The sequence below is a fragment of the Acidovorax sp. LjRoot204 genome (assembly GCF_056175785.1).
Genome location: NZ_JBGFFF010000064.1, coordinates 1 through 26,755, shown reverse-complemented (window position 1 = coordinate 26,755; position 26,755 = coordinate 1). Strand labels below are relative to the sequence as shown.

Sequence of the window (26,755 nt, the reverse complement as noted above, 5' to 3'; positions counted from 1 at the left end):
GCAGTATCTTGCTGGTCTCGGAGGGGTCGGGGATGCCGCCATTGGCCATCGCCGCGTACAGGAAGATATTGACACGGCTGGCCATGAAGGCGGGGAAGTTGTGCCACAGGTTGTATTTGAAGAACTCCTTGAGGATGGTTCTTTTGGATTTGTCTGAGAGCGACATAAGAGCGGGGCCCGTGGGAAAGAAGATCAATGGGTCCCAGTAGTAGTGGTCGTAGAACTCGCGGATCTTGTCCAGCGATTGGCCCGTAGAGGTCAGCGCATCGACTGTTTTGGCTGTGACGCGTGGTTGGTCGTGTTCCCACAGCCCCATAGGCCGGTGCTCCAGGAAACCCACCGTTTCATACAGTGCGAGCGGGAATATCGAACCGATAGGGTTCTTGTACTTGTAGATGAACTGGCTGCCAAAGCCGACGATAAGCCAAGGGACGATGACCAAGCTCATGCGGATTCTGTAGGGCTTGGACAGTAGCCAAGTCAATCCCGCAAGCGGTATTAGATTCAACACGCCGTTGGGTCGCCCGAAGATTGCAAACGGTATGGTGACGAAGAAGATCAGCAACGACGATAGATCCACGCTGCGGTTGCGGATGCTCCTCCACACTTCGAACATCATGCCGCTGAGCGCAATCGCATAGATACCGTCCGAGTAGAAGCTGCTGGAGTAGTACACGACGCTGGGCGCCAGTGCGACAAAGATGAGGCAGTAGGCAAAGCTCTTCCACATGCGGCGCGCCAGCATCCAGGCCAGTATGCGTGCGCACACTGCTGCACAAATCAGCATCTGCAAAGCGATCGGAACCTCGACCCGCCCTGTTGCGCCGTAGGTGAGCAGCGCATAGAGATACCAGAATGCCGGCTTGTTGGCTTGGTGAACGCGATCGGTATCGACCTCCAGCATGATGGCAAGGCTGTCTTGCCCCAGAATTCCGGGCCAGGAGGCGACGAGCCAGGCGGCATACACGACGCCAATCAACGCCAAGACGAAGGCGAAGTACTGCAGTTCGGACAGCGCCAGAAAGCGGGTTTTGACGGCGCGCACGGCCGACGCGCCAAACCACACCTGCGAGGACGACGGCTTGAATCTCAAAGCTTGCTTCTCCACTAGATGCCAACTGGCGTAGGCCAGCACCACGGTAATGGCAAGCGATATGCAGAGCGTTCCTGTGAATCCCAGCTGGGGCCATCCATACTGAATGACGGTTTGCTGGATGGGAAATGCGAACAGATAAATGCCATACGAAGGATCTCCCCACCGGCCAGCGCGCCGGATGTATGCCGTGGCTTGAGTTCCGGAATAAATGATGAAAAACGGCAGCCCTAGCAGCAAAGCGCTATGCCGCCAGCCCGCCATCCACGCGGAGGCAGTTGCAAGGGCGATGGCTCCGCCCCACAGCACAGGCCGACGGCGCCAGTACGGCTCCAAGGTGTAGAGCGCGGCGCCGGCCAAGAAGAACGCACTCAGCTCACGACCGTGGTGAACCGTGCCGGTCACGTCGGGATTGCTGCGGGCGAGAAACCAGCCGATCAGAACCGCAATGCTCAAAAGCATCACGGGCCGGTACTTCAACAGACCAATCAACCCCGCTAGGCCCAGCGCAATGTAGCAGCGTACTTCGATGGGAATGGTCCACAGCGACCCATTCACGCCGAGGCGATAGGGGTTGTTCTCAAACACCCCGGGCAGCACGAAATGGATCTTCATCCCCAGCGCCTGCAGGTAGTTGGCCGTTGCGCGGTGTGTCAGGTACTCCTTCAACGGAAGTTGCGTGACCCAGGCGCCCAAGACATAGGCGGTCAATACCACTGCGACGGTAAGGGCTGGCCAGATGCGTAAAAAACGACGAAGCCCGAATCGCCAGAGGTTCGGATCCCTCTGCCAACTGGCATTCACCAGATACCCGCTGAGTACGAAGAAGATGGTGACCGCCAGCCCGCCCAGGCTGTGGATGCCGAAGAAAGACGGCTCCATCTGGCCCGTAAGCGCGAAGTGGTGGCTGTACAGCACCATCGTCGCGGCCACGATGCGGATCGCGTCGAAGTTGTTACCCGGGTGGGTGGCTGGGGATGGCACCCCCGTGTGGGCCTTCATGGAACTCGGGGCGCTCATGCGCTGGCCTGCAAAGCCAACCCCGCATGCTCCCGCAGAGGATGGAAGTGGATCTTCGGAAACCGCTCCTGCGCCAGCCGCACGTCGTAGGGCGAGGTGCAAAGGTACGCCAGTGTGTCGGCCGCGTCGTGCGCCAGGCGCAGCGGGTAGGCGTCGGTGAACGCGCGCAGGTCGGCGGCATTGTCGGCCGTGATCCAACGCGCGCCCGTGTACTGGCAGCCTTCGAGGCGCACGTCGGCGTCATACTCGGCTTTCAGGCGGTGCTGCACCACTTCAAACTGCAGCTGGCCCACGGCGCCCAGCAGCATGTTGCCGCCGGCATCGGGCTTGAAGACCTGGATCGCGCCTTCCTCGCCCAGCTGGGCCAGGCCCTGCTGGAGCTGCTTGGTGCGCAGCGGGTTCTTGAGCACGACGGTCATGAACATCTCGGGTGCGAAGAACGGCAGGCCAGTGAACTGCAGGTTGGCGCCGTCGGTGATGGTGTCGCCCAGCTGCACGCCGCCGTGCGTGGTGAAGCCGATGATGTCGCCTGCATAAGCTTCTTCGACGGCCTCGCGGCGCTGGGACATGAAGGTCACGACCGAGGTGGGACGCAGTTCCTTGGCGGTGCGCTGCACCTTGAGCTTCATGCCCGGCGTGTACTTGCCGCTCGCCACGCGCACGAAGGCGATGCGGTCGCGGTGGTTGGCGTCCATGTTGGCTTGCACCTTGAACACCACGCCAGCAAAGCCTTCGTCTTCGGGCTGGATGGTCTTGACTACGGGCTGTTTGTTGACTTCGAGCGTGCTCACGCGCGGGCCGGGTGGCGGTGCCATGTCTACCAGTGCGTCCAGCACCTCCATCACSCCGAAGTTGTTCACGCCGGAGCCRAAGAACACSGGSGTCWGCTTGCCGGCCAGGAAGGCCTCGYGGTCCCATGCGGGGGATGCGCCCACGGCCAGCTCCATGCTCTCCAGCGCGGCGTCAAACTCGGCGCCGAAGCGCGCGCGCAGTGTGGTTTCATCCGACAGAGGTATGGATTCAAAGTCCTGCGGGCGGCGTTCGCTGCCGGACTCGAACACCGTCATGGTCTTGGTGCGCAGGTTGATGATGCCGCCGAAGGCCTTGCCCTGGCCTACGGGCCAGGTCATGGGGCAGCAGGGCATGCCCAGCTCGCGCTCCACTTCGTCCATGATGTCCAGCGGGTCGCGTACTTCGCGGTCCATCTTGTTGACGAAGGTRATGATGGGCGTGTCGCGCTGGCGGCAGACYTCGATCAGSCGGCGCGTCTGCGCYTCCACRCCGTTGGCSGCGTCGATCACCATCAGSGCCGARTCGACSGCSGTGAGCACGCGGTAGGTRTCTTCCGAGAAGTCCTTGTGGCCGGGYGTGTCGAGCAGGTTGATCACGTGSTCGCGGTASAGCATCTGCATGACCGACGAGGCCACCGAGATGCCGCGCTGCTTTTCAATTTCCATCCAGTCGGAGGTGGCGTGGCGGCTGGCCTTGCGGCCCTTCACGGCGCCAGCGATCTGGATCGCACCCGAAAACAGCAGCAGCTTTTCCGTCAGCGTCGTTTTACCGGCGTCGGGGTGGGAAATGATGGCAAAGGTGCGGCGGCGCCGGGTTTCTGGGGCGTAGGACACAGGGGTTCCTGAATGGGATGGAGCGGGGCAGCGTGCCCTGCACAAGAATCTGGGGGCGGGGCCTGCGGGGAGGCCACGAGGTCTGCGGTCGCGGGATTTTACTGTTCCGTGCAAGGCTGGGGGACGGATTGCCCCGCTGGCGTAGCGCCGGGCGAGCACTTGCTTTTATAATCCGCAGATCCGAGGAGCGTTGCAGCGTCCCCAGCACAGGCGGGGCGTGAGGCTCGGAGTCATCTAGCAACGACGCTCATCCACTTCGCGTGCGGTGAGTCGTATCGACCATCCCCTTCGCGCAGTGGCTTTTCAAACATGCTTTGGAGCACACCATCATGAACGCACGCGTCAACGCCCCGGTCAACACCGACTGCATCATTGCCGATATCGGCCTGGCCGAATGGGGCCGCAAAGAGATCCGCATCGCCGAAACGGAAATGCCTGGCCTCATGGCCATCCGCGAAGAATTCGCCGCCAAGCAGCCGCTCAAGGGCGCGCGCATCACCGGCTCGTTGCACATGACGATCCAGACCGCCGTGCTAATCGAAACACTGCAGGCGCTGGGTGCACAAGTGCGCTGGGCATCGTGCAACATCTTCTCCACACAAGACCACGCCGCGGCCGCGATTGCTGCCGCTGGCACGCCCGTGTTCGCCATCAAGGGCGAAACCCTGGCGGAATACTGGGACTACACCCACCGCATCTTTGACTTCGGCGCTGCCGGCACTGAGGGCGAAGGCCCCAACATGATCCTGGACGACGGCGGYGAYGCCACGCTGCTGATGCACCTGGGCMAGCGCGCCGARAAGGATGCATCACTGATCGCCAACCCGACCAGCGAAGAAGAAACCTGCCTGTTCAACGCCATCAAGGCCAAGCTGGCCGTGGACCCGACCTGGTACAGCCGCAAGAGCGCCCACATCATCGGCGTGACCGAAGAAACCACCACGGGCGTATTGCGCCTGAACGAAATGGCCGCCAAGGGCAGCCTGATGTTCCGTGCCATCAACGTGAACGATTCGGTGACCAAGAGCAAGTTCGACAACCTSTACGGCTGCCGCGAATCGCTGGTGGACTCCATCAAGCGCGCCACCGATGTGATGATCGCCGGCAAGGTCGCCTGCGTGGCSGGCTACGGYGACGTGGGCAAGGGCTCGGCCCAGGCYCTGCGYGCSCTGAGCGCCCAGGTGTGGGTCACCGARATCGACCCCATCAACGCSCTGCARGCCGCRATGGAAGGCTACAAGGTCGTSACSATGGAATAYGCYGCCGACAAGKSCGACATCTTCGTGWCSRCCACSGGCAACMRSRACGTGATCCGCYACGAGCACATGGCCGCCATGAAGGACSARGCCATCGTGTGCAACATCGGTCACTTCGACAACGAGATCGATGTGGCTTCGCTGGAGAAGCTGCAGTGGGACGAGATCAAGCCCCAGGTGGACCATGTCATCTTCCCTGACGGCAAGAAGATCACGCTGCTGGCCAAGGGCCGCTTGGTGAACCTGGGTTGCGCCACTGGCCACCCCAGCTTCGTGATGAGTTCCAGTTTCGCCAACCAGACCATCGCGCAGATCGAGCTYTTCACCAAGCAGGACGAGTACCAGGCTGGCAAGGTCTATGTGCTGCCGAAGCACCTCGACGAGAAAGTGGCGCGCCTGCACCTCAAGAAGGTGGGCGCCATGCTGACCGAACTCACTGACGAGCAGGCCGCCTACATCGGCGTGTCCAAGCAAGGCCCCTACAAGGCCAACACCTACCGCTACTGATCCCGGTGCAGCGCGCCCCGGCGACGGAGCGCGCGCACGGTGGTCTGGCGCCGTTGCTCGGAGCAATGTCTGATTGCTCTTTAATTGATAGCTGCTGGCGCATGATTCAATAGCGCTACTAGCCGATTTGACTCTAAAAGGATGGGCGCGATGCGCGCAGATGTATTTTTGGTGGAGCGTGGCCACGCTGCCACGCGCTCGCAGGCGCAGCGCCTGATTGCCTCGGGCGTGCAGTGGCGCCTGTCGCCGCTGGCGCCCTGGCAGAAGGTTGTGAAGAACGGCGACGACATTCCGTCGGTGGCCGAGGTGCAGCTGCTGGACGATGCAGAAGCCAAGTACATCTCGCGCGGCGGGCTCAAGCTGGAAGGCGCGCTCAAGGCGCTGGGCCTGTCGGTGGCTGGCCTGCGGTGCCTGGATGTCGGGCAGAGCACAGGCGGCTTTACTGACTGCCTGCTGCAGCAAGGCGCTGCCCAGGTGATCGGGGTGGACGTGGGCCACGCCCAGTTGCACGACCGGCTGCGCAGCGATCTGCGTGTGGTGTGTGTGGAGGGCGTCAATGCCCGCTCGCTCACGCCCGATGCGTTGGTGCAGGCTTGTGAGATGGCCTTGTCCGAAGTCATCGTGCCCGAAGAAGACAACGAAACCCAACCCGAGGCCCCCTACAGCTGGATGCGCAACGGCGGCTTGGTGGACGAGGCGTACGACGACAGCGACGACGCCAAGGACCAGGACATCGAGGCCTTCAAGTCTGAGCGCGCGCAGCGCGCCCAGGGAACGCTGCCGGTGGAGCGCCGCCGCCGGCCCGAGTGCGCCGATGTGGACATCACCCCCAGTTTTGCGCTGGTGACGGGTGACCTGTCTTTCATCTCTCTCACCCTGGTGTTGCCTGCGTTGGTGCCGTTGCTGGCGCCCCAGAGCGACCTGGTCATGCTGGTCAAGCCACAGTTCGAGCTGCAACCCGGGCAGGTGGGCAAGGGCGGTATCGTGCGCGACGAGTCCTTGTATGCGGTGGTGGAGCAGCGCATTCGCGATTGCTGCGCCGCGTTGGGCCTGGAGGTGTTGGCGTGGATCGATAGTCCCATCCAGGGCGGCGATGGCAACCGAGAATTTTTTGTACACGCAAGGAGAGCCGCATGAATGCAGCCCACGCGCAAGGCACCGGGTTCCCGGTGAGTTTCGAGTTTTTTCCGCCCAAGACGCCTGAAGGTGCCGACAAGCTGCGCGTGGCACGCCAGCAGCTGTATGCCCTGCACCCCGACTTCTGCTCGGTGACCTATGGCGCAGGGGGCTCCACGCAAGAAGGCACCTTCGGCACGGTGCGTGAGATCCTGTCCGAAGGCGTCGGTGCCGCCTCGCACTTTTCGTGCATCGGGGCCACGCGCCAGTCGGTGCGCGAGCAGCTGGCCACACTCAAGGCCATGGGCGTCAAGCGCCTGGTGGCGCTGCGCGGCGACCTGCCCAGCGGCTAYGGCRCGGGCGGCGAGTTCCAGTACGCSAGCGACCTSGTGGCCTTCATCCGCGMSGARACCGGCCGSGACTTCCACATCGAGGTGGCSKSCTACCCCGAGGTGCATCCCCAGGCCAGGTCGCCCGAGGCAGACCTGCAGGCCTATGTGACCAAGGTGCGTGCGGGCGCGGACTCCGCGATCACCCAGTACTTCTACAACAGCGACGCGTATTTCCGCTTCGTCGAAGACGCTCACCAGCTGGGTGCCGACGTACCGGTGGTTCCGGGCATCATGCCGATTTCCAGCTCCACGCAGCTGATGCGGTTTTCGGATGCCTGCGGTGYCGAGATTCCGCGCTGGATCCGCCTGCGGCTGCAGGCGTTTGGGGACGACACCGCCAGCATCAAGGCGTTTGGCCTGGATGTGGTGACCGACCTGTGCGACCAGCTGCGCAGTGCCGGCGTGCCCGCACTGCACTTCTACACCATGAACCAAAGCGCCGCGACGCTGGAGATCTGTCGCAGGCTGGGGATCTGATGGCGGGGGGCACACAGCCTCCCGGGGCCCATCGCGGCGCTGCCCTGCGGGGGCTGCTGCGGCGAGCGGTGGGTCTCTGGCTGCTGTGCAGCGCTTGCACTGCTGTTCAAGCCCAGGGGTTGCAGGCAGAGCCGGATGCGCTGGCCCCTAATCTCTTGTCCGTGCCGGGCGAGGCCATGCTGATCGATCCCCCGGCCAAACCGGAACCCAGCACTCCTGCCGGGTCGCCGCTCAGCCTGGAGGCGGATGAGGTGGGTCTTGCCTCATGGTACGGGGCGCAGTTCCACCGGCGGCGTACTGCCAGCGGGGAGCTGTTTGACATGCGAGCGCTCACGGCCGCGCACCCCACGCTGCCCTTTGGCTCACGCGTGTGCGTACGCAGTCAGGCCACCGGGCGCACGGTGATCGTGCGCATCAACGACCGTGGTCCACACACCCGCAACCGGGTGATTGATCTGAGCCGGGGCGCCGCCGAGGCGCTGGGCATGGTGGGCCTGGGGCTGAAGCCAGTGGAGCTGTTCGCCCTGCAGGACGACGACAAGGACTGCCCGGCGGCGCCTTGACGCCAGGCTTTGAACAGGTTCTTGTGAGGCCGGTCAGCCGCCCGACTCGAGCGTGTGGGTGGCGTGTTTGTCCTGCGCCAGCAGCTCGGCCATCTGGGGCAAGGCGTTTTTGAGCGCGGCCTTCAGTGTGTAGGGCGGGTTGATCAGGAACATGCCGCTGGCGGGCAGGCCTGGGCGCTTGGTGTCGCCCGTTACCGTTTCCGTGATCTTGCTCGATTTGACGGTGAGCGTGGCGTGCAGCCAGCTTTTGCCCGCCTTGGTGGCCAGCGTTTTCAGGCGGCGGGGCAGGTCGTGGGCTTCGGGGCGCGGAATGATGGGGTACCAGAACGCATAGGTGCCCGTGGCAAAACGCTTGAGCGAGTCGGCCGCCATGTCGAGCACCTTGGCGTAGTCGCTCTTGATTTCATAGCTGGGATCGCACAGCACCAGGGCGCGCCGGGCCGGTGGGGGCAGGAACTTTTTGATGCCCTCAAAGCCGTCCTCGTGCAGCACGGCCACCTGGCGGCCCGCCTCCAGCTGGGCCACGTTGCCGGCCAGCGCGCGCAGGTCGGTGGGGTGCAGCTCAAACAGCTTGAGCTTGTCGTGGTCGCGCAGCAGGCGCTGGGTGATGAAGGGCGATCCGGGGTACACGCGCAGCGCCTTGCCCTGGTTGAAGGCGCCCACCATGTCCACATAGGCCTGCAGGGCGGGGGTGAGGGCGGGGGTGGTTGGCGCAAACAGCCGGGCCACGCCATTGGCGGCTTCGCCGCTGGTGCTGGCATAGTCCCCGTCCAGCCGGTACAGGCCCGCACCCGCATGGGTGTCCAGCACGGTCAGCGCCGCGTCTTTTTCGGTGAGATGTTGCAAGGCGGCAATCAGGACGGTGTGCTTGAGCACATCGGCATGGTTGCCTGCGTGGAAGGCGTGGCGATAACTGAACATGGCCCAATGGTAACGAGTGTGTTGTGCCAAGGGGGGCTCCCGTGTCCGGGCGCGGCACAATCGGGGGGCCGTGTGGTGGCGGGGGACGTGATGTTTTTGGCAGACAGGCCGTACTTTGTTAGCCATTTGTTGCCAAATCCGGCGCGGCCATGCTTCATGATCGCGCCTGCGGCGGGGTCAGCGTTTCGCCGTCGCCGTAGTTGCCTCATTGATTTGCATTTGAAATTGCCAGCCCGCCCCGTCCTCTGACCATGACCGCAAGCTCCAGCACAGCCCCCGCCAGTGGTGTCAGCCATATCGATGCGCTGCCCCCTGGCACCCGCCTGGCGGAGTTCGAGATCCTGGGTTTGCTGGGGGTGGGCGGGTTTGGCATGGTCTACAAGGCTTTTGACCATTCCCTGCACCGGGCGGTGGCCATCAAGGAGTACATGCCCTCGGCGCTGGCCGGACGCTCGCAGGGGCAATCGCTCTGGGTGCGGTCCTCGTCCGACCAGCAGACCTTCCAGGCCGGGCTGGTCTCTTTTGTGGGCGAGGCCCGTCTGCTGGCGCAGTTTGACCATCCTTCTCTGGTCAAGGTGTTCCGCTTCTGGGAGGCCAACAACACGGCCTACATGGTCATGCCGCTGTACTCGGGCATGACGTTCAAGCAAGCCCGTGCCCAGATGCGCACCCCCCCGCCCGAGGCCTGGCTGCGCAAGCTGCTGTGGTCGGTGCTGGATGCGCTGCGCGTGCTGCACGATGGCAACACGCTGCACCGCGACATTTCGCCCGACAACATTTTCCTGCAGGACAACGGCCCGCCGGTGCTGCTGGACCTGGGCGCCGCCCGGCATGCCATCAACGACCAGGACCGCAAGCACACGGCCGTGCTGAAGGTGAACTACGCCCCCATCGAGCAGTATTCCGACGGCGACGAGGAACTGCGCCAAGGCCCGTGGAGCGACTTGTACTCGCTGGCGGCGGTCATGCACGGGTGTTTGGCCAACGACACGCCTCTGCCCGCCACGCTGCGCTCCATCCGTGACCGCATGGTGTCGTTCTCCCGTATCGCCAAAACCGTCAAGCGGCAGTTTGGGGTGGAGTATTCAGCGCCTTTTGTCGCGGCAATTGCCCAATCGCTGGCCCTTCGGCCCGAGGACCGCCCCCAGAGCATCGATGCCTTTCTCCAGACCATGGAGATGACGTCGGCGCCGGACGATGTGCAGCACTTCGACTTCCGGGCGGAGTTGGGCGACATCTGGGTGGAGCCCGCCGACCAGCCTGGCCCGGGTCTGGCCACCCCTACCGTGGACGTGACCTCCGCCCCCAAGATCGTGGCCGAGATGCAGGCGCAGGCCCAGCGTGAGGACTTGGTGGCGGCGGCTCCCGCATCGGATGCCAGCCGCCCTGGCGATGATTTCGGTGGGGACACGGTCATGCTGGCTGGTCCTGACACCGTGGCGGCCGATGCTGGCGACACGGTGTTCATCGATGCCGGCGATACCGTGGTGGCCGACGACGATTCGCGCTTTGAGGACCTGCCGCACCACCGTTCACCGGGCGCAGGCGGGTCGCGTGCAGCCGATCGGCGTTCTGCGCCTTTGGAGCGGGATGTAGTGCGCAGCAATGGCAAGCCGACCCCATCCCCCCGGCGTTCCCCTTTGGTGGCGGGCATCGTGGTGGCGGCGTTGGTGGCTGTGGTGGCCGGTGCCGGTTGGCGCTGGAGCCAGGGCAGCAAGCCGCCCCGGGACGAGATCATTACGGAGATGGCCGAGCGGCCTGCCGCAGCGGCGGCTTCAGACGCTGCCCTGGTGGAGGTCAGCGCTCCGGCTGCTGCCGGGGGCGACGCGCAAGGTCTGAGCTCGGATGGCGCAGTGGCGTCAGCCAGCGCCGCCTCTGCGGCCGCACCTGCTCCTGCCTTTGTGGTTGCGTCTGCACCCAAACCGAGCCCCCGGGTGGCCAAGCGTGCAGGCGCAGAGCCCGCACCCACACCCATCGTGGTGCATGAAGAGCCCGTGCCGGCGCCGCCTCCGGTGGTGGCCGAGCCCAAGCCCCGCCCCGCACCGCCGCCCCGCCTGCCCTCGCCGCAAGAGGTGTGCGCCGACGCCAACTTCCTGGCCCGCCCGATGTGTATTCACCAAGAATGCCAGAAGCCGTCCCAGGCCAATCAAACTGTCTGTGTGGAAAACCGTCGCCGTTACGAGGCCGACGAGCAGCGCCGCCGCCAGACGCCGAACTGACCGGAGCAGGTGCCCTGAGGGCCTTGGCTGAGGGCGCTCTTGCGCTAACGCATGGCTCTTTCGTATAATAGAAGGCTTCGCAGCGCTTTTGTGGTCCCGCGGCGAAGACTTTTTGCCACCTAAGAGGCTTCCTTCAGAGAAGCACCGACCGTGGAAAAGGRCYCGCCAAACCCTCTTTTGAAGAGAAAACTCATGACMAMWACKTTCAGCGCMAAGCCCGCTGASGTSRYGCACGAGTGGTTTGTGATTGACGCGACCRACAAGGTCCTCGGACGAGTAGCCAGCGAAGTTGCTCTCCGTTTGCGCGGCAAACACAAGGCCATTTACACGCCTCACGTCGATACCGGTGACTTCATCGTCGTTATCAACGCAGCCCAACTCAAGGTCACCGGCACCAAGTCCTTGGACAAGGTGTACTACCGTCACTCGGGTTATCCCGGCGGTATCACGGCCACGAACTTCCGCGACATGCAAGCCAAGCACCCCGGCCGTGCGCTGGAAAAGGCTGTCAAGGGCATGCTGCCCAAGGGCCCCCTTGGCTACGCGATGATCAAGAAACTCAAGGTGTACGGCGGTGCTGAGCATCCCCACACCGCCCAGCAGCCCAAAGTGCTGGAAATCTAAGGAGCCTTGAGATGATTGGTGAATGGAACAATGGCACCGGCCGTCGCAAGTCCAGCGTCGCTCGCGTGTTTCTGAAAAAAGGCTCCGGCAAGATCACGGTGAACGGCAAGGACATCCAGTCCTACTTCGGCCGCGAAACCTCGATCATGATTGCCAAGCAACCCCTGGCGTTGACCAACCATGTCGAAACTTTCGACATCCAGATCAACGTGCACGGTGGTGGTGAATCCGGCCAGGCTGGCGCTGCCCGCCACGGTATCACCCGCGCCCTGATCGATTACGACGCATCCCTCAAGCCCGTCCTGAGCCARGCCGGCTTCGTSACSCGCGATGCMCGTGAAGTCGARCGYAAGAAGGTCGGTCTGCACTCCGCACGCCGCGCCAAGCAGTTCTCCAAGCGTTAAGCTGTGGCGCTGCCGGATGTTGCCTTGTGCAGCATCCACTGCAAGGCACTCCTTGCGAGTGCTTTACAGAGAAAAACCGCCTTCGGGCGGTTTTTTCGTTTATGGTGCGCTCTTTTCGTTTTTTTGGGAGGCCTTCCATGGTCCGCCTGTCGAGCCTATGCGCTTTCGCCTGCTTCGCCGTCGGTTGACCATCAGCGCCCCCCGGGTGGCCATCCGCAGCGCCTTGCCCTGGCCCTTTCGATGGCTGGCCCTGGCCGTGGTGATGGGTTTCTGCGCTGCCGTGGCGTTGTGGGCCTTTGAATTCGGCAAATCCATTGCCGGGATCGATACCGTTTCGCGTGACGAAGTGGTCCAGATGAAGGCGGAGATCAGCCGCCTGCGAGAAGAGGGCCAGGAGCGCCAGACGGTGGCATTGACCGCCGAGAGCCTGCTGGCCACCGAGCGCGCTGCCAAGGAAAGCCTGATGGCCCAGGTGCGCCAGCTTGAAGCCGACAATCGCACGCTGCGCGAGGATCTGGGCTTCTTTGAAAAGCTGATCCCTGCGGCCAAGACCGATGGGCTGGCCATTCGCGCGCTGCAGGCTGAGGTGCTGGGCGGGATGCAGCTGCGTTGGCAGGTGCTGGTGATCCAGGCCGCCCGCAATGCGCCGGAGTTCAACGGGCGGCTGGAGTTGGTGCTGGCGGGCACTCTGGATGGCAAACCGTGGGCACAGACCCAGCCACCCCAAGGCCAGTCGCTGCAGGTCAAACAATACCGCCGCATCGAGGGCGTGCTCGATCTGCCGCCGCAGGCCGTGGTAAAAACCGTGACCGCGCGCGTGCTGGAGGGTGCCACCGTACGCACCAGCCAGACCATGGCCATCGAATAGTGCAGGGTGGACGGTGGATGCGCTGATCAGGTTTTAGCGCTCTCGCCCCGGCAATCCAGCCCCAGCTGCCACCCACAACCTGCCGCCTTGCTGGCACGAATTCCATCCCCAAGCGGGCCTTTGTAACCGCCTGGCACTTCAGGAGTCTTCCGACCATGTTCTCGCGTAAAAAGCAGCCACCCATCAAAAGCCTGGTGGCACAGGGCACCAAGATCGAAGGCAATGTGCATTTTGCCGAGGGCATGCGCATTGACGGTGAAGTGGTCGGCGATATCCGGGCGGCGGCGGACCAGCCCAGCATCCTCGTGATTTCCGAGACGGCGCGGGTCGAGGGGGCGGTGCATGCCGACCATGTGATCATCAACGGCCAGGTGCTGGGCCCTGTGCATGCAGGAGAGCTGCTGGAGCTGCAGCCCAAGGCGCAGATCACGGGCAATGTGCATTACAAGGCCCTGGAGATGCACCAGGGCGCCGTGATCGCGGGGCAATTGATTCCAATGGCCGTGCTGGTGGAGGAAAAGCCCCCACTGAAGTTAGCGTCAAACAGCCAGTGACCTGAATTCCCGAGAGGTTTGCAGTAGTATTCCCTGCAAACCCTGAACCCGGAGTACCCCATGAGCGCWGTTGCCGAAAACATCCAGACCGAAATGCCCGCCCCCATCCTGTTCACCGACAGCGCGGCGGCCAAGGTGGCGGACCTGATTGCCGAAGARGGCAACCCCGACCTSAAGYTGCGSGTGTTCGTGCARGGCGGCGGSTGCTCSGGCTTCCARTAYGGYTTCACSTTCGATGAAATYACCAACGAAGACGACACCACCATGACCAAGAAYGGTGTGTCGCTGCTSATCGAYGCCATGAGCTACCAGTAYCTGGTSGGYGCCGAGATCGACTACAAGGAAGACCTGCARGGCGCSCAGTTCGTGATCAAGAACCCAAACGCCACCACCACCTGCGGCTGCGGCTCCAGCTTCTCGGCCTGAGGGGCACCGTGACAGGCGCAGCCCTGCACCCCTGACTGAATCAACCGCCTTCGGGCGGTTTTTTTATGGGGTGCGTTCGTTTCGTTTGAAAAACCCTGCAAACCATGCACCAGGAACCCTCCCAGAAAGTACTGCTGTGGCTGGTGGCCGTCGGCTTCTTCATGCAGACGCTGGACGCCACCATCGTCAACACCGCGCTGCCCGCCATGGCGCAGAGCCTGGGCGAGAGCCCGCTGCGCATGCAGTCGGTGGTCGTGGCGTATTCGCTGGCCATGGCGATGCTGATTCCGGCATCGGGCTGGGTGGCCGACCGGTTTGGTGCGCGCCGGGTGTACTTTCTGGCCATCGTCTTTTTTGTGGCGGGCTCGGTGTTCTGCGCGCTGTCGCACAGCCTGACCCAACTGGTGGCCGCCCGGGTGCTCCAGGGGCTGGGGGGCGCGCTGCTGCTGCCCGTGGGGCGGCTGGTGGTGTTGCGCACCTTTCCGCGCGAGAAGTTCTTGCAGGCCATGAGTTTTGTGGCCATTCCCGGGCTGATCGGCCCGCTGATCGGTCCCACGCTGGGTGGCTGGCTGGTCGAGGTGGCCTCCTGGCACTGGATCTTCCTGATCAACGTGCCGGTGGGCCTGCTGGGCTGTGCCGCCACCATGCGTTACATGCCCGGGGTACCCGCGCCGACGGTGGCGCGGTTTGACCTGGCGGGCTACCTGATGCTCGCCTTTGGCATGGTGGCGCTGTCGCTGGCGCTGGATGGCCTGGCCAGCCTGGGGCTGCGGCAGGCGAGCGTGCTGGTGCTCATGATCTTCGGGCTGGCGAGCCTGGTGGCCTACTGGCTGCACGCGGCGCGGCGGCCCGACCCCTTGTTTTCGCCCCGCCTGTTTTCGGTGGACACGTTGCGCATCGGGCTGCTGGGCAACCTGTTTGCGCGGCTGGGCAGCTCGTGCATGCCGTTCCTCATTCCGTTGCTTCTGCAGGTCACCATGGGCTATTCGCCGCTGCAGGCGGGCATGATGATGTTGCCCGTGGCGGTGGCGGGCATGTCCATGAAGCGGTTCACCACCACGCTGATCACCCGCTTCGGCTACCGCCAGGTGCTGGTGGGCAACACGCTGCTGGTGGGGGTGACCATGGCCAGCTTCGGGCTGGCGGCACCCTCGCAGCCGCTGTGGGTGCATGTGGTGCAGCTGGCGGTGTTTGGTGCGGTGAACTCGCTGCAGTTCACGGCCATGAATACCGTGACCCTCAAGGACCTGGGGCACGACATGGCCAGCAGCGGCAACAGCCTGCTGTCCATGGTGCAAATGGTGGCCATGGGGATGGGGGTGGCTGCGGCGGGGGCGGTGCTGGCGGCGTTCACCGATTTCTTCCAGCCCACCGGCACGACACAGACCCTGCAAGCCTTTCAGGCCACGTTTGCCTGCATGGGACTGATCACGGTGGCTTCAGCCGGTATCTTCTGGCAACTGTCGCCGCAAGACCGTTCCGGCGCCCAGGCAGGCGCCTCGGTTGATGCCGGGGACCACGGCTGATCGCCCTGTCCAGGGCTGTGTAGACCGGACGGCTCAGGCGGGGTACACCGCGCCCAGCACGCGGGTACCGGCCGCACCGGTCACGCTGGGCAGGTTGCCTGGCGCCCCCTGCAGCGCCTGGCGCGCCAGCCAGGCAAACGCGGCGGCCTCCACCTGCAGGGCGGGCAGGCCCAGCGCATCGGTGGCCACCACCTGCAAGGACGGGCAGGCAGCCTGCAGCCGCAGCATGAGCTGGCCATTGAGCGCACCACCGCCGCATACGGCCAGGGTTTTGCTATTGTTTGGATAGCTGTTGGCGCATATGGCACTAGCGCTTGCGGTGAATTCGGTCAATGTGGCCTGTACATCGGCCGCTGCGGTCTGCGCAAAGGGCTGCAGGTGCGTTGCCAGCCAGGCGGGGTTGAACAGGTCGCGGCCCGTGCTTTTTGGGGGGGGCTTGTGCAGATACGGCTCCTGCAGCAACGCAGCCAGCAGGTCCGGCAGCACCTGGCCCGTGGCGGCCCAGGCACCATCCTTGTCAAACGGCTGGCCGGTGTGCTGCTGGCACCAGTGGTCCATGAGGGCGTTGCCCGGGCCGCAGTCGAAGCCCAGCACGCTGCCATYTGCCCCCAGCACGCTGAGGTTGGAGATGCCGCCAATGTTCAGCACCAGCACCGTCTCGTCCGGCCGGCCGAACACGCCCTGGTGGAAGGCGGGCACCAGCGGCGCACCCTGGCCGCCCGCGGCCACGTCGCGGCTGCGCAGGTCGGCCACCACGGTGATGCCCGTCAGCTCGGCCAGCAGGGCGGGGTTGCCCAGTTGCAGGGTGTAGCCTGTGCCGTCAAATTCCTGGGGGCGGTGCCGCACCGTCTGCCCGTGGGCGCCTATCGCTCGGATGGCGCTTGCCGGGTGGCCGCTGCGCTGCAGCAGGGTGTGCACCACCCCGGCATAGGCCCGGGATAGCGCGTTGCCTGCGAGGGCCGCACGGTGCAGCTCGTTGTCGCCGGGGGTATTGAGAGCCAGCAGCTCGGTGCGCAGTGCGGGGGCAAAGGCGGCGCTGGCGTGGTGTGTGACCTGCAGGCGCAGGCCCGAGAAATCAGCCAGCACCCCGTCGATCCCGTCGAGCGAGGTGCCCGACATCAGGCCGATGTACAGATCGGACATGGCCTGACGGGTGGTGTCTGGAAGTGTGTGGGGGCGATCAGTCTGCGCTGGCCTGCTCGATGAGCGCAGCGGCGTTCAGCTGAACACGCATGTTGGCCGCGAGGCGGTCAAACGCAGGGCGTGCGGCTGCAGACACCGGTGCTGCGGCTTCGCTCTGGGCGACGATGGTCATCGGGTCCTGGTGCACGCCGTTGACGCGGAACTCGAAGTGCAGGTGCGGGCCGGTGGCCCAGCCCGTGGCGCCCACGGCACCCAGCGTCTGGCCTTGTTCGACCGACTGGCCCTGGCGCACGTCAATGCGGCTCAGGTGGGCATACACCGTGACGTGCTGGTTGCGGTGCTTGATGAACACCACGTTGCCGTAGCCGTTCTGCACACCCGCAAACTCCACCACGCCATCGCCCACGGTGCGCACGGYGGTGCCCGTGGGGGCCGCAAAGTCGGTGCCCAGGTGGGCGCGCCAGGTTTGCAGGATGGGGTGCAGGCGCATCTTGAAGCCGCTGGTCACGCGCGAGAACTCGACGGGTGAGGTCAGGTAGGCGCGGCGCATGCTTTCGCCGTCCAGCGTGTAGTACGCGCCCTTGGTGGCGTTGGGTTCCTGGAACCAGACGGCCTGGTGGGTCTTGCCGTTGTTGACGAACTCGGCGCTCAGCACGCGGCCGCTGGACAGGGGCTCGCCATCGGCTTCCAGGGTTTCGTACACCACCGAGAAGCGGTCACCCTTGCGCAGCGAGCGGCGGAAGTCGATATTGCCCGAGAACAGTTCGGCCACTTGCACGGCCACGGCGTCGGGGATGTTCGACGCGTCGGTGGCGGCAAACAGCGAGCTATTGATGATGCCGCCCGCCAGACGGCTGTTGGTCGTCATCTTGGCGGTTTCGATGCGGGTCGCAAACTTGTTGTCGCCCGTGCGCTCGACGATCAGGCGGCGGAAGTTGCCGCTGTCGTCCGGCACCCAGCGCACCGTCAGGCGGATGAGGCGGTGGTCGTYGGTGGTTTCTGCCGACACGATGCGGCCGGTGCGACCCAGCACGTTCTGGCGCACCGGCGTGTCGCTGCGCATGAAGGCGGCGGCGGCCGGGTCGGCCACGCCCATGCGCTGCAGCAGCGACTCGGGGGTGTCGCTGCTGCGCACCTGTTCGGAGCGGAACAGCGAAAAACTGGGCGCATCCAGCTGTCCCAGCACCATGTTCTCGGCGAGCGATTCGACCGGGTAGTTCACCATGCGCACCGGCAGCTCGGCCGGGTCGGGTGCGAAGGAGGCCACGGCAAATGCGCCGCCGCCGCCCGTCAGCAGGATGGCTGCAACGGCGGCGGTGATGCGTTTGGGATGTTGTTGGATCGTGCGGGACAGCCGGTCAAGCAAAGCGATGCTGGCGGTGCGGACCGTAGTGAGGCCGTGAATCAAAGGTCTATCCCCAGGGTGATTGCGGATCCGTGGCACACCCCCGGTGTGAATGCGGGGCGGGGCCAGGAGCACAGACTGTCAGGCTGCAGCCATTCGACAGGTTGATGAAAAACAGGTCGAAACGGCGGGCCCACTAGAATCCGCCTCTGCAATGTGGGCTGAAGTATAGCGGTGCATGCTGTCTAGACATCCCAAAAAACCCTTATGAATCAATCTGCTGTTACAACAACCCCGGTCACTGATGGTGTAAGACAAGCCCTCGAAATCTCGCTGCGCGGCGTGCAAGAGCTGCTGCCACAGGACGAATGGGTCAAGAAGCTGGCGCGTTCGGAGGCCACGGGCCAGCCGCTGCGCATCAAGCTGGGTCTGGACCCCACGGCCCCCGACATCCACATCGGCCACACGGTGGTGCTTAACAAGATGCGGCAACTGCAAGATCTGGGCCACCAGGTCATCTTCTTGATCGGCGACTTCACCAGCCTGATTGGCGACCCCTCTGGCCGCAACAGCACCCGCCCGCCGCTCACGCCCGAGCAGATCAAGGTGAATGCCGAGACCTACTACAAGCAGGCCAGCCTGGTGCTGGACCCGGCCCGCACCGAGATCCGCTACAACAGCGAATGGAGCGAACCCCTGGGTGCTACCGGGATGATCCAGCTGGCCGCCAAGTACACCGTGGCGCGCATGATGGAGCGCGACGACTTCCACAAACGCTTCACCACCGGCCAGTCCATTTCGGTGCATGAGTTCCTGTACCCGCTGATGCAGGGCTACGACTCGGTAGCCTTGAAGAGCGACCTGGAGCTGGGTGGCACCGATCAGAAGTTCAACCTGCTCATGGGCCGTCATCTGCAGCAGGAATATGGCCAGGAGCCGCAGTGTGTGCTCACCATGCCGCTGCTGGTGGGCCTGGACGGCGTGGACAAGATGTCCAAGTCCAAGAACAACTACATCGGCATTGCCGAGGACGCCAACACCATGTTTGCCAAGGTGCTGTCGATCAGCGACACCCTGATGTGGGACTGGTACACGCTGCTGTCGTTCAAGAGCCTGGCCGACATCGCCGCGCTCAAGGCGGAGATCGCTGGCGGGCGCAACCCCAAGGACGCCAAGGTGATGCTGGCCAAGGAGATCGCCACGCGCTTCCACAGCGCGGCTGCGGCCGATGCCGCGGAGCAGGATTTCATCAACCGCAGCAAGGGCGGCGTGCCGGACGAGATCCCCGAGGTGAGCGTGTCTGGCGCGCCGCTGGGCATTGGTGCGCTGCTCAAGCAAGCCAACCTGGCCCCCTCGACCAGCGAGGCCAACCGCCTGATCGACGGCGGCGGCGTGCGCGTGGAAGGCAGCGTGGTCAGTGACAAGGGCCTGAAGCTGGACGCCGGCACCTACGTGGTGCAGGTGGGCAAGCGCAAGTTTGCACGGGTGACTTTGGCCTGATTTGGGGTTAAATCAGCCGCAAGCGACAGAAGAATAAGCGCTGATAGCTATCAAAATGAAAGCGCTGAGGCCGCAGGGCCCAGCGCTTTTTTCATGACCCGTCCAGGTTGTCGTTCAGGTCCGGGTCGGGCACATCGCCAATCGCCTGGCGGGTGGCCTCGGCCTGCACCTGCAACCAGGCGCAGAAGGCCTTGATCTCCGGCCGTTGCGCGCTGCGCGGCCCCACCATGAGCCAGTAGGCCAGGGGCGAGTCGATGCGGTGGCCGGGCAGCACCTCCACCAGGTCGCCCGCGGCCAGGGCATCGGCAATCAGTGGCATGCGCGCCAGGGCCAGGCCCTGGCCGGCCAGCGCGGCCTGTACGATCTGGTGGGCGTAGTTGAAGTACAGCCAGCGCTGGGGCTGGAGCTTGGTCAGGTCGCGGGTGTCGAACCAGCGGCGCCAACTCAGGTACTCCAGGTAGTGCGTGCGGTGGGCGTCGCCCGCCTCGATCAGGGTGAACTGCGCCACATCGGCGGGGGTGCGCAGCGGCTTGCCGCTCTTGAGCAGCCAGGGGCTTGCCACCACGGCCAGTTGCTCGCCAAACAGGCGGATGCCGCCCTGCGTGGCCCCGGCCGGCATGGCATAGCGCAGGGCCAGGTCCACGTCCGAGGTTTCCAGGTCCACCTGCACGTCGCTCGCATCAATGCGGATGTCGATGCCGGGGTTGTCGCGCTGGAACTCCTCCATGCGCGGGATCAGCCACATCGACGCAAAACTGGCCCAGGTGGTGATGGCCACGCTGCGGCGCCCCGCCGTCTGGCGCACCAGGCGCACGGCGGCGTCCATGCGCTCCAGCGCCGGGCCCACGGCGCGTTGCAGCTGCGCGCCCGCGCTGGTCAGCTCCACCGCGCGCGTGTGGCGCAGGAACAGSGSCACGCCCACTTCTTCYTCSAGCGMCTGGATCTGGCGGCTCACGGCSGACTGGGTGAGGGCCAGCTCGTCGGCGGCCGCGCGAAAGTTCAGGTGTTTGGCCACGGTCAGAAAGGCGCGCCAGTGCCCTGTGGCCACGGGCCGGGTGCGCAAGACGGCGGGAGAGTATTCGGCAGAGGCCATGGCAGTGATCCTGAGTGCGATTCATGCGTTGACGGAATGAATAGCGTACCTTGTTTTCATTGGACTGTGTACGGTGTAAAGCGCACTATCCAGGCTCCTCAACACGTTTTACTGAAGCCAAGGAGCCTGTCATGTCCCCCCGCAACGTTCTGGAATCGCAACAATCCGTCCACGCCGCCACGGCTGGCCGTCGCGCGGCCGGTTGCTGGAAACTGGCCACAGGCCAGGCCTTGTCATTGCACCCCGACACCCATGGCGTGCTGCAGATCGCCCAGGGGCAGGCGTGGGTCACCTTGCGTGGCGTTCTGGCGGACATGCCGGGCGCCGCTGTGGACCACGTGCTGCTGCCCGGCCAACAGCTGACGGTTGCGCCGGGGCAGCATGTGGTGATGGAAGCCTGGGCCGGTTCCGGCTGCGCGGAGCCGGTGGCTTTCCGCTGGGACGTCTTGGCAGCCCCTGCTCTGGCGCAGCCCGCCAGCACAGCCGCCAGGGATTGGGAATGTGGCGTCGTGCAGCCGCTGCGCGATCTGGGGCAGGCGCTAGGGCAGGGCGGACGCGCCCTGGGCACGGCGCTGGCGGGTGTGGCGGGCGCGGGCGGCCGGTTTGCCGTCGGCTTCGCCCGGTTTGCTCTGCTTCGGATAGCAGCGCCGCTACAGCGCAGGCCGGCCTAAGAGCCTGTTCAATGTCTTTTTGGAGAGCGCATTGGAGTGCACTCGGGATGAGTGGATGCTTCGGGTGCGCCGCATGGGCTCGTGCCCATGCAAGCAGTCGGGGCGTCCAATCGCCCGATTTCACTCCAACCCTTCGGGCAAGTGCCTTGCCGGGCGGTCTGCGGCGTTGCAGCGCTTGTGGATAGCCGGGCTATTCACTGCGCACTGCGCCTTGCATCCCATCCCGGCAAGGGACTTGTGCGACTCCAAAAAGACGTTGAACAGGCTCTCCCATGCAGGAAAAGCATCAATCGGTGCCGTGCTTTTCATTGGACGTTGTTCTGCAACCGGCGCACCATACGGTCATATTAGGGTTAACCCGGAGAAAGCCATGACAACCTCTCACGCTCTTCATCTGTTTGCATCTTCCCGCGCCACGGGCGCTGCCGCCGGTGAGGCGGGACATGTGGCCGCAGGCGCCGCCGTCACCCTGGCCCCCAAGGCCGCGATGACCCTGCGCATTGCCGAAGGCCAGGCCTGGGTCACGCTGGGCCAGGGCCTGGGCGATGGCAGCGACGTGTTTCTGTGCGCCGGTCAGTCGCTGCCTGTGGCGGCAGGCCAGGCGGTGGTGGTCGAACCCCTGAACGGCCGCCGCCTGCAATACCGCTGGGTGCGCGGCGATGCCGCCGATGCGCGGCCTGCCACGTGGTGGCGCCGTGCGTCGGTGGGCAATGGGGCGCCCGCCTGGGGCGACGCCTGCTGTGCCTGACATGATCCCAGGGGCGTCTTGCCCCGGGTGATGTGACTTGTTAAGAACGGCCAGTGCTTGTGACGCAAGCGCTGGCTGTTCTTTTTTACTTCGAGGGGCTGGATGTGTTGTCCAGCCAGTCCGTCAGCTGCGTCTGCAGCGTCACCATCAGCTCATTCGACAACGCGGGTTGCGCCGCTACCGTGGCGCGGGCCAGCACCATCCCCCCCACCATGGTGGCCAGCACATGGATCGCGCGGGCGCGGTCTTGTGGCGATGGGGTGGCGCCGCCGCCGGCATCGGCAGCGCCGTCAGCCAGCAGCTGGGCAAACCGCTGGATGTTGCGCTCGATGCCCTGGGCAAACACTTCGGATAACCCGCCGCCCGCCCGCGCGGCGTCCACCGCCAATGCGGCCACGGGGCAGCCTGAGCCCGGCGCGTCGCGGTGTTCAGGTGAGAGGTAGCGCTGGATGCGGTCGCCCACCGTAGCGTGAGGCCGCTCGCCGTCCAGCACGGGGATGGACCAGTCGAACGCCTTGGTGCACGCCTGCTGCACCAGCACATCCTTGGACGCGAAATGCCGGTACAGCCCGCCATGCGTAAGCCCGGCATCGCGCGTGATGTCGGCCACCCCTACGCCGGTCAGCCCCCGCTCGCGGTACAGGCGGGCCGCCGCGTCCAGGATGCCCTGCCGGTTCTCTGCGGCCTGTGCTTTGGAAACCTTCATGGAAGCCTCTTATTGATTGCGGTCGTACGCAAAAATGGGTTTGCGGTTTATGATGACGGTTGCAATCATAAAGGTGCAGAGCCTCTGTGCCCCAACTGTCTGACGAGGTGAATCCATGAAAAATGCGAGTGGTATGAGCAGCAACGAGGGGGTGACCTGATGCGCCGCGTGGTGGTCACAGGCATGGGCCTGGTGTCGCCGCTGGGCTGCGGTGTAGAACTGGCGTGGCAGCGCTTGCTGGCTGGGCGCTCCGGCCTCTCGCGCTTGCCGGACGCGGTGACAGAAGGCATTGCCGCCAAGGTCGCCGGGCAGGTTCCCGGCATAGCGCAAGACCCCGAGGGCGGCTGGAATGTGGACGCCATTGTCTCGTCCAAAGACCAGCGCAAGATGGACCGCTTCATCCCCTTTGCGCTGGGCGCGGCGCAGCAGGCGCTGGCGCAGGCGGGCTGGCGACCGGCCGACGGGCGGGCGCGTGAGCGCACGGCCACGGTGATCGCCTCGGGCATCGGCGGCTTTGGTGCGATTGCCGAGGCCGTGCGCACCACCGACACGCGCGGGCCGCAGCGGCTATCGCCGTTCACGGTGCCATCGTTCCTGGTCAATCTGGCGGCGGGGCAGGTGTCGATCCGCCACGGGCTCAAGGGACCGCTGGGGGCTCCGGTCACTGCGTGCGCCGCCAGCGTGCAGGCGATTGGCGATGCCRCACGCCTGATCCGCAGCGGCGAGGCCGATGTGGCCGTGTGCGGCGGCAGCGAGGCCGCTATCGACCGTGTGAGCCTGGGCGGCTTTGCGGCGGCCAAGGCGCTCGGCACGGCGTTCAATGACACCCCCGAGCAGGCATCGCGCCCGTTCGATGCGCAGCGCGACGGCTTTGTGATGGGCGAGGGCGCAGGCATGCTGGTGATCGAGGCGCTGGACCATGCCCTGGCGCGCGGCGCACAGCCGTTGGCCGAGCTGGTGGGCTACGGCACGTCGGCCGACGCGTACCACATCACCTCCGGCCCCGAAGACGGTGACGGCGCCGCGCGCAGCATGTGGGCCGCGCTGGCGCAGGCAGGGCTCACGGCCCAGGACGTGCAGCATCTGAACGCACACGCCACGTCCACCGGTGTGGGTGACCGGGGCGAGCTGGCCGCCATTCGCAGGGTGTTCGGCGCGGCTGCGCAGGTGGCCATCAGTTCGACCAAGTCGGCCACCGGGCACCTGCTGGGGGCGGCGGGCGCCGTGGCCGCCATCTTCACCACCCTGGCGCTGCGCGACCAGGTGGTGCCCGGCACGCTGAACCTGCACACGCCCGATGCGCTGGCCGAGGGGCTGGACCTGGTAGCCCTGCAGCCCCGGCCCATGGCACTCACGCATGCCATGCTCAACGGGTTTGGTTTTGGCGGCGTGAATGCCACGCTGATCCTGCGGCGCTGGTTGCCCACGGCTTGACGCTGGCAACGCGGGCGCACGCGCCGCACGGTGTGCAAAGGGCGCCGGGCGGCGCCTGTTCAGATCACGAGTTCTCCGCGCATGGCTTCAAACGCGGCCAGTGCCGCTTCACCATCGAGCCGCTCCATGCGGGCCAGCGCATCGGCGTCTTCCACCGTGCTGAACGCCAGGCTGAACTGCTGAAACCGCCGCCCCGCCAACGGGCCGTTGTGTACTACCTCCACGTTCACATGGCGCGGGTCGTTGCGGATGCGTTCGATGAGCTTGAGCACAGCCTTTTGCGGGCCTTCGAGTTGCTGGCAAAAGCGCTGGCCGTCAAAGATCAGCAGGCCCGTCACGTCCAGCTCGGCGTTGACCTGGCGCGCCTTCGCGGCAATCTCTGCCACGACGGCGGTCGGCTGGTCGGGCGCCAGCGTGCTGACGTAGAGAACTTCGTAAAGGGCGGAGCTGATTTTCATAAGTAGCGCCCAATGTAGAAGGCCCGGCTGCGCGGTGCAATGTCAAAAGACATAGGCGCGGCAGGCGTTGCGGGGCGGCTGCACAGCTTCGCGGTCACGGCCCGGGTCCCTAGAATGGCGCCACCATGAACGTCTCCCTGCCGCCCCATGCGTGTCCGCCCGCCTGCCAGCAATGCCGCTTGCGCAAAACGGGGGCCTTCACGGCCGTGAAGCCGGAGGTGCTGGATTTCATCGAAGGCTTTCGCACCGACAGCCTTGCCGTGGAAGCGGGCGGTGCGCTGGTGCGCGAGAACCAGACCAACGCCAAGCTGTTCACGCTGTACTCGGGCTGGGCSTTTCGCTACAAGACGCTGAGCGACGGGCGCCGACAGATCCTCAACTTCTTGCTGCCCGGTGACCTGGTAGGCCTGCAGCAGGAGTTTGGCGATGTGTCGGCCCACGGTATCGAGGCGCTGACCGACTGCTCGCTGTGCGTGTTCCAGAACGACAGCCTGTGGGCGCTGTTTCGCGAGCACCCGCGCCTGGGCTACGACATCACCTGGCTATCGGCGCACGAAGAGGGCCATGTGGACGACAACCTGSTCACCRCSGGCCGCCGCAACGCSRCCGAGCGYGTGGCCATGCTGCTGATGCACYTGTACCGCCGGCTCGACCGTATCGGGCTGGTGGAAGATGGCTCGGTGGCGTTCCCGCTCAACCAGCAGCACATTGCCGACGCACTCGGGCTGTCGCTGGTGCACACCAACAAGACGCTGCGGCGCCTGTCCATGCTGGGCCTGCACGAGCTGAAAAACGGGCGGCTGCGCCTGCTCAACACCCGCGCGCTGGCACGCATTGCCGAGTACTACGACACCCCGCCACGCTTGATGCCGCTGCTGTAGCGCCGTCGTTGCGGCAGGTTTGGGGTTCAACAGGCCGCAAGCGCTAGTCAATCATATGCAGTTAGCTATGGATTGGATAGCGTGTTGTGCCCCGTGGGCTGCAGCCGATAATCCACGCAACGCCCGCGCGTCGGGCTTGTGCTGCGCAACCCCCATTCCATTTTCATGACCCCACTCGACATCCTCATCATGGCGGCCGGCAAAGGCACGCGCATGAAAAGCCGCACCCCCAAAGTGCTGCAGCGCCTGGCCGGGCGCCCGCTGTTGCACCACGTGCTGGACCAGGCCGCGCACCTGCAGGCCCGCAGCGCCATTGTCATCACAGGCCATGGTGCTACAGAAGTAGAAGCGGCTACCGCAAACACGACTAGCGCTACGGGCACTTTTGACCTGAAGTTTGTGCGCCAGGAGCCCCAGCTRGGCACCGGCCACGCCGTGCAGCAGGCCGTGCCGCACCTGCGCGACGACGGCACGGCCGTGGTGCTGTCGGGCGATGTGCCGCTGACGCACGCCGACACCCTGCGCGCCCTGGTGGCTGCCAGCGAAGGTGACAAGCTGGCCCTGCTGACGGTGACCCTGCCCGACCCCACCGGCTACGGCCGCATCGTGCGCAACGCCGACGGCGCCGTGCAAGGCATCGTCGAGCACAAGGACGCCACCGACACCCAGCGCGCCATCACCGAGGTCTACAGCGGCATCATGGCCGTGCCCGCGCGGCTGCTCACGCCCTGGCTGGCGCGGCTGACCAACCACAACGCCCAGGGCGAGTACTACCTCACCGACGTCGTCGCCATGGCCGTGGCCGATGGTGTGCCCGTGGTGGCCCACCGCATCACCGACGCGCTGCAGGTGGCAGGCGTCAACAGCCCGCTGCAACTGGCCGAGCTGGAGCGTGCCCACCAGCTGCGCCAGGCCCGAGCCTTGATGGAGCAGGGCGTGCGCCTGGCCGACCCGGCCCGCTTTGATGTGCGCGACGACACCCGCACCGGCGTGCGCGGCGAACTGGTGTGCGCGCAGGACGTGGAGATCGACGTCAACTGCGTCTTCACCGGCCGCGTGGAGCTGGGCGAGGGCGTGAGCATTGGCGCGAACTGCTGCATTGCTAACGCGCGCATCGCAGCGGGCGCGGTAATTCACCCCTACACCCACATCGACGGTGAAAAGCTGGGCGCCACGGTGGGCGAG

At 65.1% G+C, this 26,755-nt stretch carries 25 protein-coding genes and 1 riboswitch; of the genes, 17 read left to right on the top strand and 8 right to left on the bottom strand.

Going from position 1 to position 26,755, the window contains the following annotated elements; translation table 11 throughout:
* Both AC04MI_RS13030 and AC04MI_RS13025 read right to left on the bottom strand, forming a co-directional pair.
* A partial coding sequence (locus AC04MI_RS13030) for an acyltransferase family protein (protein WP_476497940.1) occupies positions 1 to 2,095 on the bottom strand: 2,095 nt, incomplete at its 3' end.
* Positions 2,096 to 2,109: 14 nt separating this feature from the next.
* The gene (locus AC04MI_RS13025; RefSeq protein ID WP_476497938.1) at positions 2,110 to 3,738 is read right to left on the bottom strand and encodes a peptide chain release factor 3; all 1,629 of its coding nucleotides are present in this window, start codon (positions 3,736 to 3,738) and stop codon (positions 2,110 to 2,112) included.
* A 176-nt stretch (positions 3,739 to 3,914) separates the two neighbouring features.
* Positions 3,915 to 3,994: riboswitch (S-adenosyl-L-homocysteine riboswitch) on the top strand.
* A 73-nt stretch (positions 3,995 to 4,067) separates the two neighbouring features.
* On the opposite strand from AC04MI_RS13025, the gene ahcY reads away from it, so the two are divergent.
* From ahcY to AC04MI_RS13005, 4 genes are all read left to right on the top strand, one after another.
* Positions 4,068 to 5,501, top strand: a complete 1,434-nt coding sequence (ahcY, locus tag AC04MI_RS13020; protein ID WP_476497937.1) for an adenosylhomocysteinase — start codon at positions 4,068 to 4,070, stop codon at positions 5,499 to 5,501.
* 150 nt (positions 5,502 to 5,651) lie between these two features.
* Positions 5,652 to 6,638, top strand: a complete 987-nt coding sequence (locus tag AC04MI_RS13015; protein ID WP_260668537.1) for a TlyA family RNA methyltransferase — start codon at positions 5,652 to 5,654, stop codon at positions 6,636 to 6,638.
* Positions 6,635 to 7,486: a methylenetetrahydrofolate reductase [NAD(P)H] gene (gene metF / locus AC04MI_RS13010; protein ID WP_476497936.1), complete on the top strand. Its 852-nt coding sequence runs from the start codon at positions 6,635 to 6,637 to the stop codon at positions 7,484 to 7,486. Before AC04MI_RS13015 ends, metF begins: the two co-directional genes overlap by 4 nt.
* Positions 7,487 to 7,662: 176 nt before the next feature.
* Entirely contained in the window at positions 7,663 to 8,049 is a 387-nt protein-coding gene (locus AC04MI_RS13005) for a septal ring lytic transglycosylase RlpA family protein (RefSeq protein ID WP_369804283.1), read from the top strand.
* 33 nt (positions 8,050 to 8,082) lie between these two features.
* Here AC04MI_RS13005 and AC04MI_RS13000 read toward each other — a convergent pair whose 3' ends face one another.
* Positions 8,083 to 8,970, bottom strand: a complete 888-nt coding sequence (locus tag AC04MI_RS13000) for a 23S rRNA (adenine(2030)-N(6))-methyltransferase RlmJ (RefSeq protein ID WP_436077553.1) — start codon at positions 8,968 to 8,970, stop codon at positions 8,083 to 8,085.
* 251 nt (positions 8,971 to 9,221) lie between these two features.
* Here AC04MI_RS13000 and AC04MI_RS12995 point away from each other — a divergent pair, with 251 nt between their 5' ends.
* The 7 genes from AC04MI_RS12995 (at position 9,222) to mdtD (ending at position 15,591) form a co-directional block, all read left to right on the top strand.
* Positions 9,222 to 11,189, top strand: coding sequence for a serine/threonine protein kinase (locus AC04MI_RS12995; protein WP_476497935.1), 1,968 nt, complete (start codon positions 9,222 to 9,224; stop codon positions 11,187 to 11,189).
* Positions 11,190 to 11,381: 192 nt separating this feature from the next.
* Positions 11,382 to 11,813, top strand: coding sequence for a 50S ribosomal protein L13 (gene rplM, locus AC04MI_RS12990; RefSeq protein WP_476497934.1), 432 nt, complete (start codon positions 11,382 to 11,384; stop codon positions 11,811 to 11,813).
* A gap of 11 nt (positions 11,814 to 11,824) precedes the next feature.
* Positions 11,825 to 12,217 (top strand): 30S ribosomal protein S9, encoded by a 393-nt coding sequence (gene rpsI, locus AC04MI_RS12985; protein WP_005798582.1) that lies wholly within the window; start codon positions 11,825 to 11,827, stop codon positions 12,215 to 12,217.
* Between the two features lie 157 nt (positions 12,218 to 12,374).
* Positions 12,375 to 13,085: a DUF6776 family protein gene (locus tag AC04MI_RS12980; protein ID WP_121941052.1), complete on the top strand. Its 711-nt coding sequence runs from the start codon at positions 12,375 to 12,377 to the stop codon at positions 13,083 to 13,085.
* 155 nt (positions 13,086 to 13,240) lie between these two features.
* Positions 13,241 to 13,639 (top strand): bactofilin family protein, encoded by a 399-nt coding sequence (locus AC04MI_RS12975; RefSeq protein ID WP_056057955.1) that lies wholly within the window; start codon positions 13,241 to 13,243, stop codon positions 13,637 to 13,639.
* Positions 13,640 to 13,699: 60 nt separating this feature from the next.
* Positions 13,700 to 14,065, top strand: coding sequence for an iron-sulfur cluster insertion protein ErpA (erpA, locus tag AC04MI_RS12970; protein WP_008907234.1), 366 nt, complete (start codon positions 13,700 to 13,702; stop codon positions 14,063 to 14,065).
* A 104-nt stretch (positions 14,066 to 14,169) separates the two neighbouring features.
* Positions 14,170 to 15,591 (top strand): multidrug transporter subunit MdtD, encoded by a 1,422-nt coding sequence (mdtD, locus tag AC04MI_RS12965; protein ID WP_395456360.1) that lies wholly within the window; start codon positions 14,170 to 14,172, stop codon positions 15,589 to 15,591.
* Between the two features lie 33 nt (positions 15,592 to 15,624).
* Here the strand turns inward: mdtD and AC04MI_RS12960 are convergent, their stop codons facing one another.
* Positions 15,625 to 16,734, bottom strand: a complete 1,110-nt coding sequence (locus AC04MI_RS12960) for an anhydro-N-acetylmuramic acid kinase (RefSeq protein WP_476497932.1) — start codon at positions 16,732 to 16,734, stop codon at positions 15,625 to 15,627.
* 37 nt (positions 16,735 to 16,771) lie between these two features.
* Complete coding sequence (locus AC04MI_RS12955; RefSeq protein ID WP_476497931.1) at positions 16,772 to 18,142, bottom strand: peptidoglycan DD-metalloendopeptidase family protein; 1,371 nt, start codon at positions 18,140 to 18,142, stop codon at positions 16,772 to 16,774.
* Between the two features lie 204 nt (positions 18,143 to 18,346).
* Between AC04MI_RS12955 and tyrS the strand changes: the two genes are divergently transcribed.
* Complete coding sequence (gene tyrS / locus AC04MI_RS12950; RefSeq protein ID WP_395456356.1) at positions 18,347 to 19,579, top strand: tyrosine--tRNA ligase; 1,233 nt, start codon at positions 18,347 to 18,349, stop codon at positions 19,577 to 19,579.
* Between the two features lie 91 nt (positions 19,580 to 19,670).
* Here tyrS and AC04MI_RS12945 read toward each other — a convergent pair whose 3' ends face one another.
* Positions 19,671 to 20,672, bottom strand: coding sequence for a LysR substrate-binding domain-containing protein (locus AC04MI_RS12945; RefSeq protein ID WP_476497930.1), 1,002 nt, complete (start codon positions 20,670 to 20,672; stop codon positions 19,671 to 19,673).
* Between the two features lie 131 nt (positions 20,673 to 20,803).
* On the opposite strand from AC04MI_RS12945, the gene AC04MI_RS12940 reads away from it, so the two are divergent.
* Positions 20,804 to 21,343 carry a DUF2917 domain-containing protein gene (locus AC04MI_RS12940; protein WP_436077555.1) on the top strand — a complete coding sequence of 180 codons (540 nt, stop codon included), beginning with the start codon at positions 20,804 to 20,806 and terminating at the stop codon, positions 21,341 to 21,343.
* Between the two features lie 370 nt (positions 21,344 to 21,713).
* Positions 21,714 to 22,091, top strand: a complete 378-nt coding sequence (locus AC04MI_RS12935; RefSeq protein ID WP_108497192.1) for a DUF2917 domain-containing protein — start codon at positions 21,714 to 21,716, stop codon at positions 22,089 to 22,091.
* Positions 22,092 to 22,176: 85 nt separating this feature from the next.
* On the opposite strand, the gene AC04MI_RS12930 is transcribed toward AC04MI_RS12935, so the two are convergent.
* Positions 22,177 to 22,797, bottom strand: coding sequence for a TetR/AcrR family transcriptional regulator (locus tag AC04MI_RS12930; RefSeq protein WP_436077556.1), 621 nt, complete (start codon positions 22,795 to 22,797; stop codon positions 22,177 to 22,179).
* A 159-nt stretch (positions 22,798 to 22,956) separates the two neighbouring features.
* On the opposite strand from AC04MI_RS12930, the gene fabF reads away from it, so the two are divergent.
* Complete coding sequence (gene fabF, locus AC04MI_RS12925; protein WP_476497929.1) at positions 22,957 to 24,231, top strand: beta-ketoacyl-ACP synthase II; 1,275 nt, start codon at positions 22,957 to 22,959, stop codon at positions 24,229 to 24,231.
* Between the two features lie 59 nt (positions 24,232 to 24,290).
* On the opposite strand, the gene AC04MI_RS12920 is transcribed toward fabF, so the two are convergent.
* On the bottom strand, positions 24,291 to 24,689 hold the full coding sequence (locus AC04MI_RS12920) for a BLUF domain-containing protein (protein WP_056743858.1): 399 nt from the start codon (positions 24,687 to 24,689) through the stop codon (positions 24,291 to 24,293).
* Between the two features lie 125 nt (positions 24,690 to 24,814).
* Here AC04MI_RS12920 and AC04MI_RS12915 point away from each other — a divergent pair, with 125 nt between their 5' ends.
* Positions 24,815 to 25,570 carry a Crp/Fnr family transcriptional regulator gene (locus tag AC04MI_RS12915; RefSeq protein WP_476497928.1) on the top strand — a complete coding sequence of 252 codons (756 nt, stop codon included), beginning with the start codon at positions 24,815 to 24,817 and terminating at the stop codon, positions 25,568 to 25,570.
* A 165-nt stretch (positions 25,571 to 25,735) separates the two neighbouring features.
* Positions 25,736 to 26,755, top strand: a 1,020-nt coding sequence (locus tag AC04MI_RS12910) for a bifunctional UDP-N-acetylglucosamine diphosphorylase/glucosamine-1-phosphate N-acetyltransferase GlmU (protein WP_476497927.1), incomplete at its 3' end; no start/stop codon positions are given.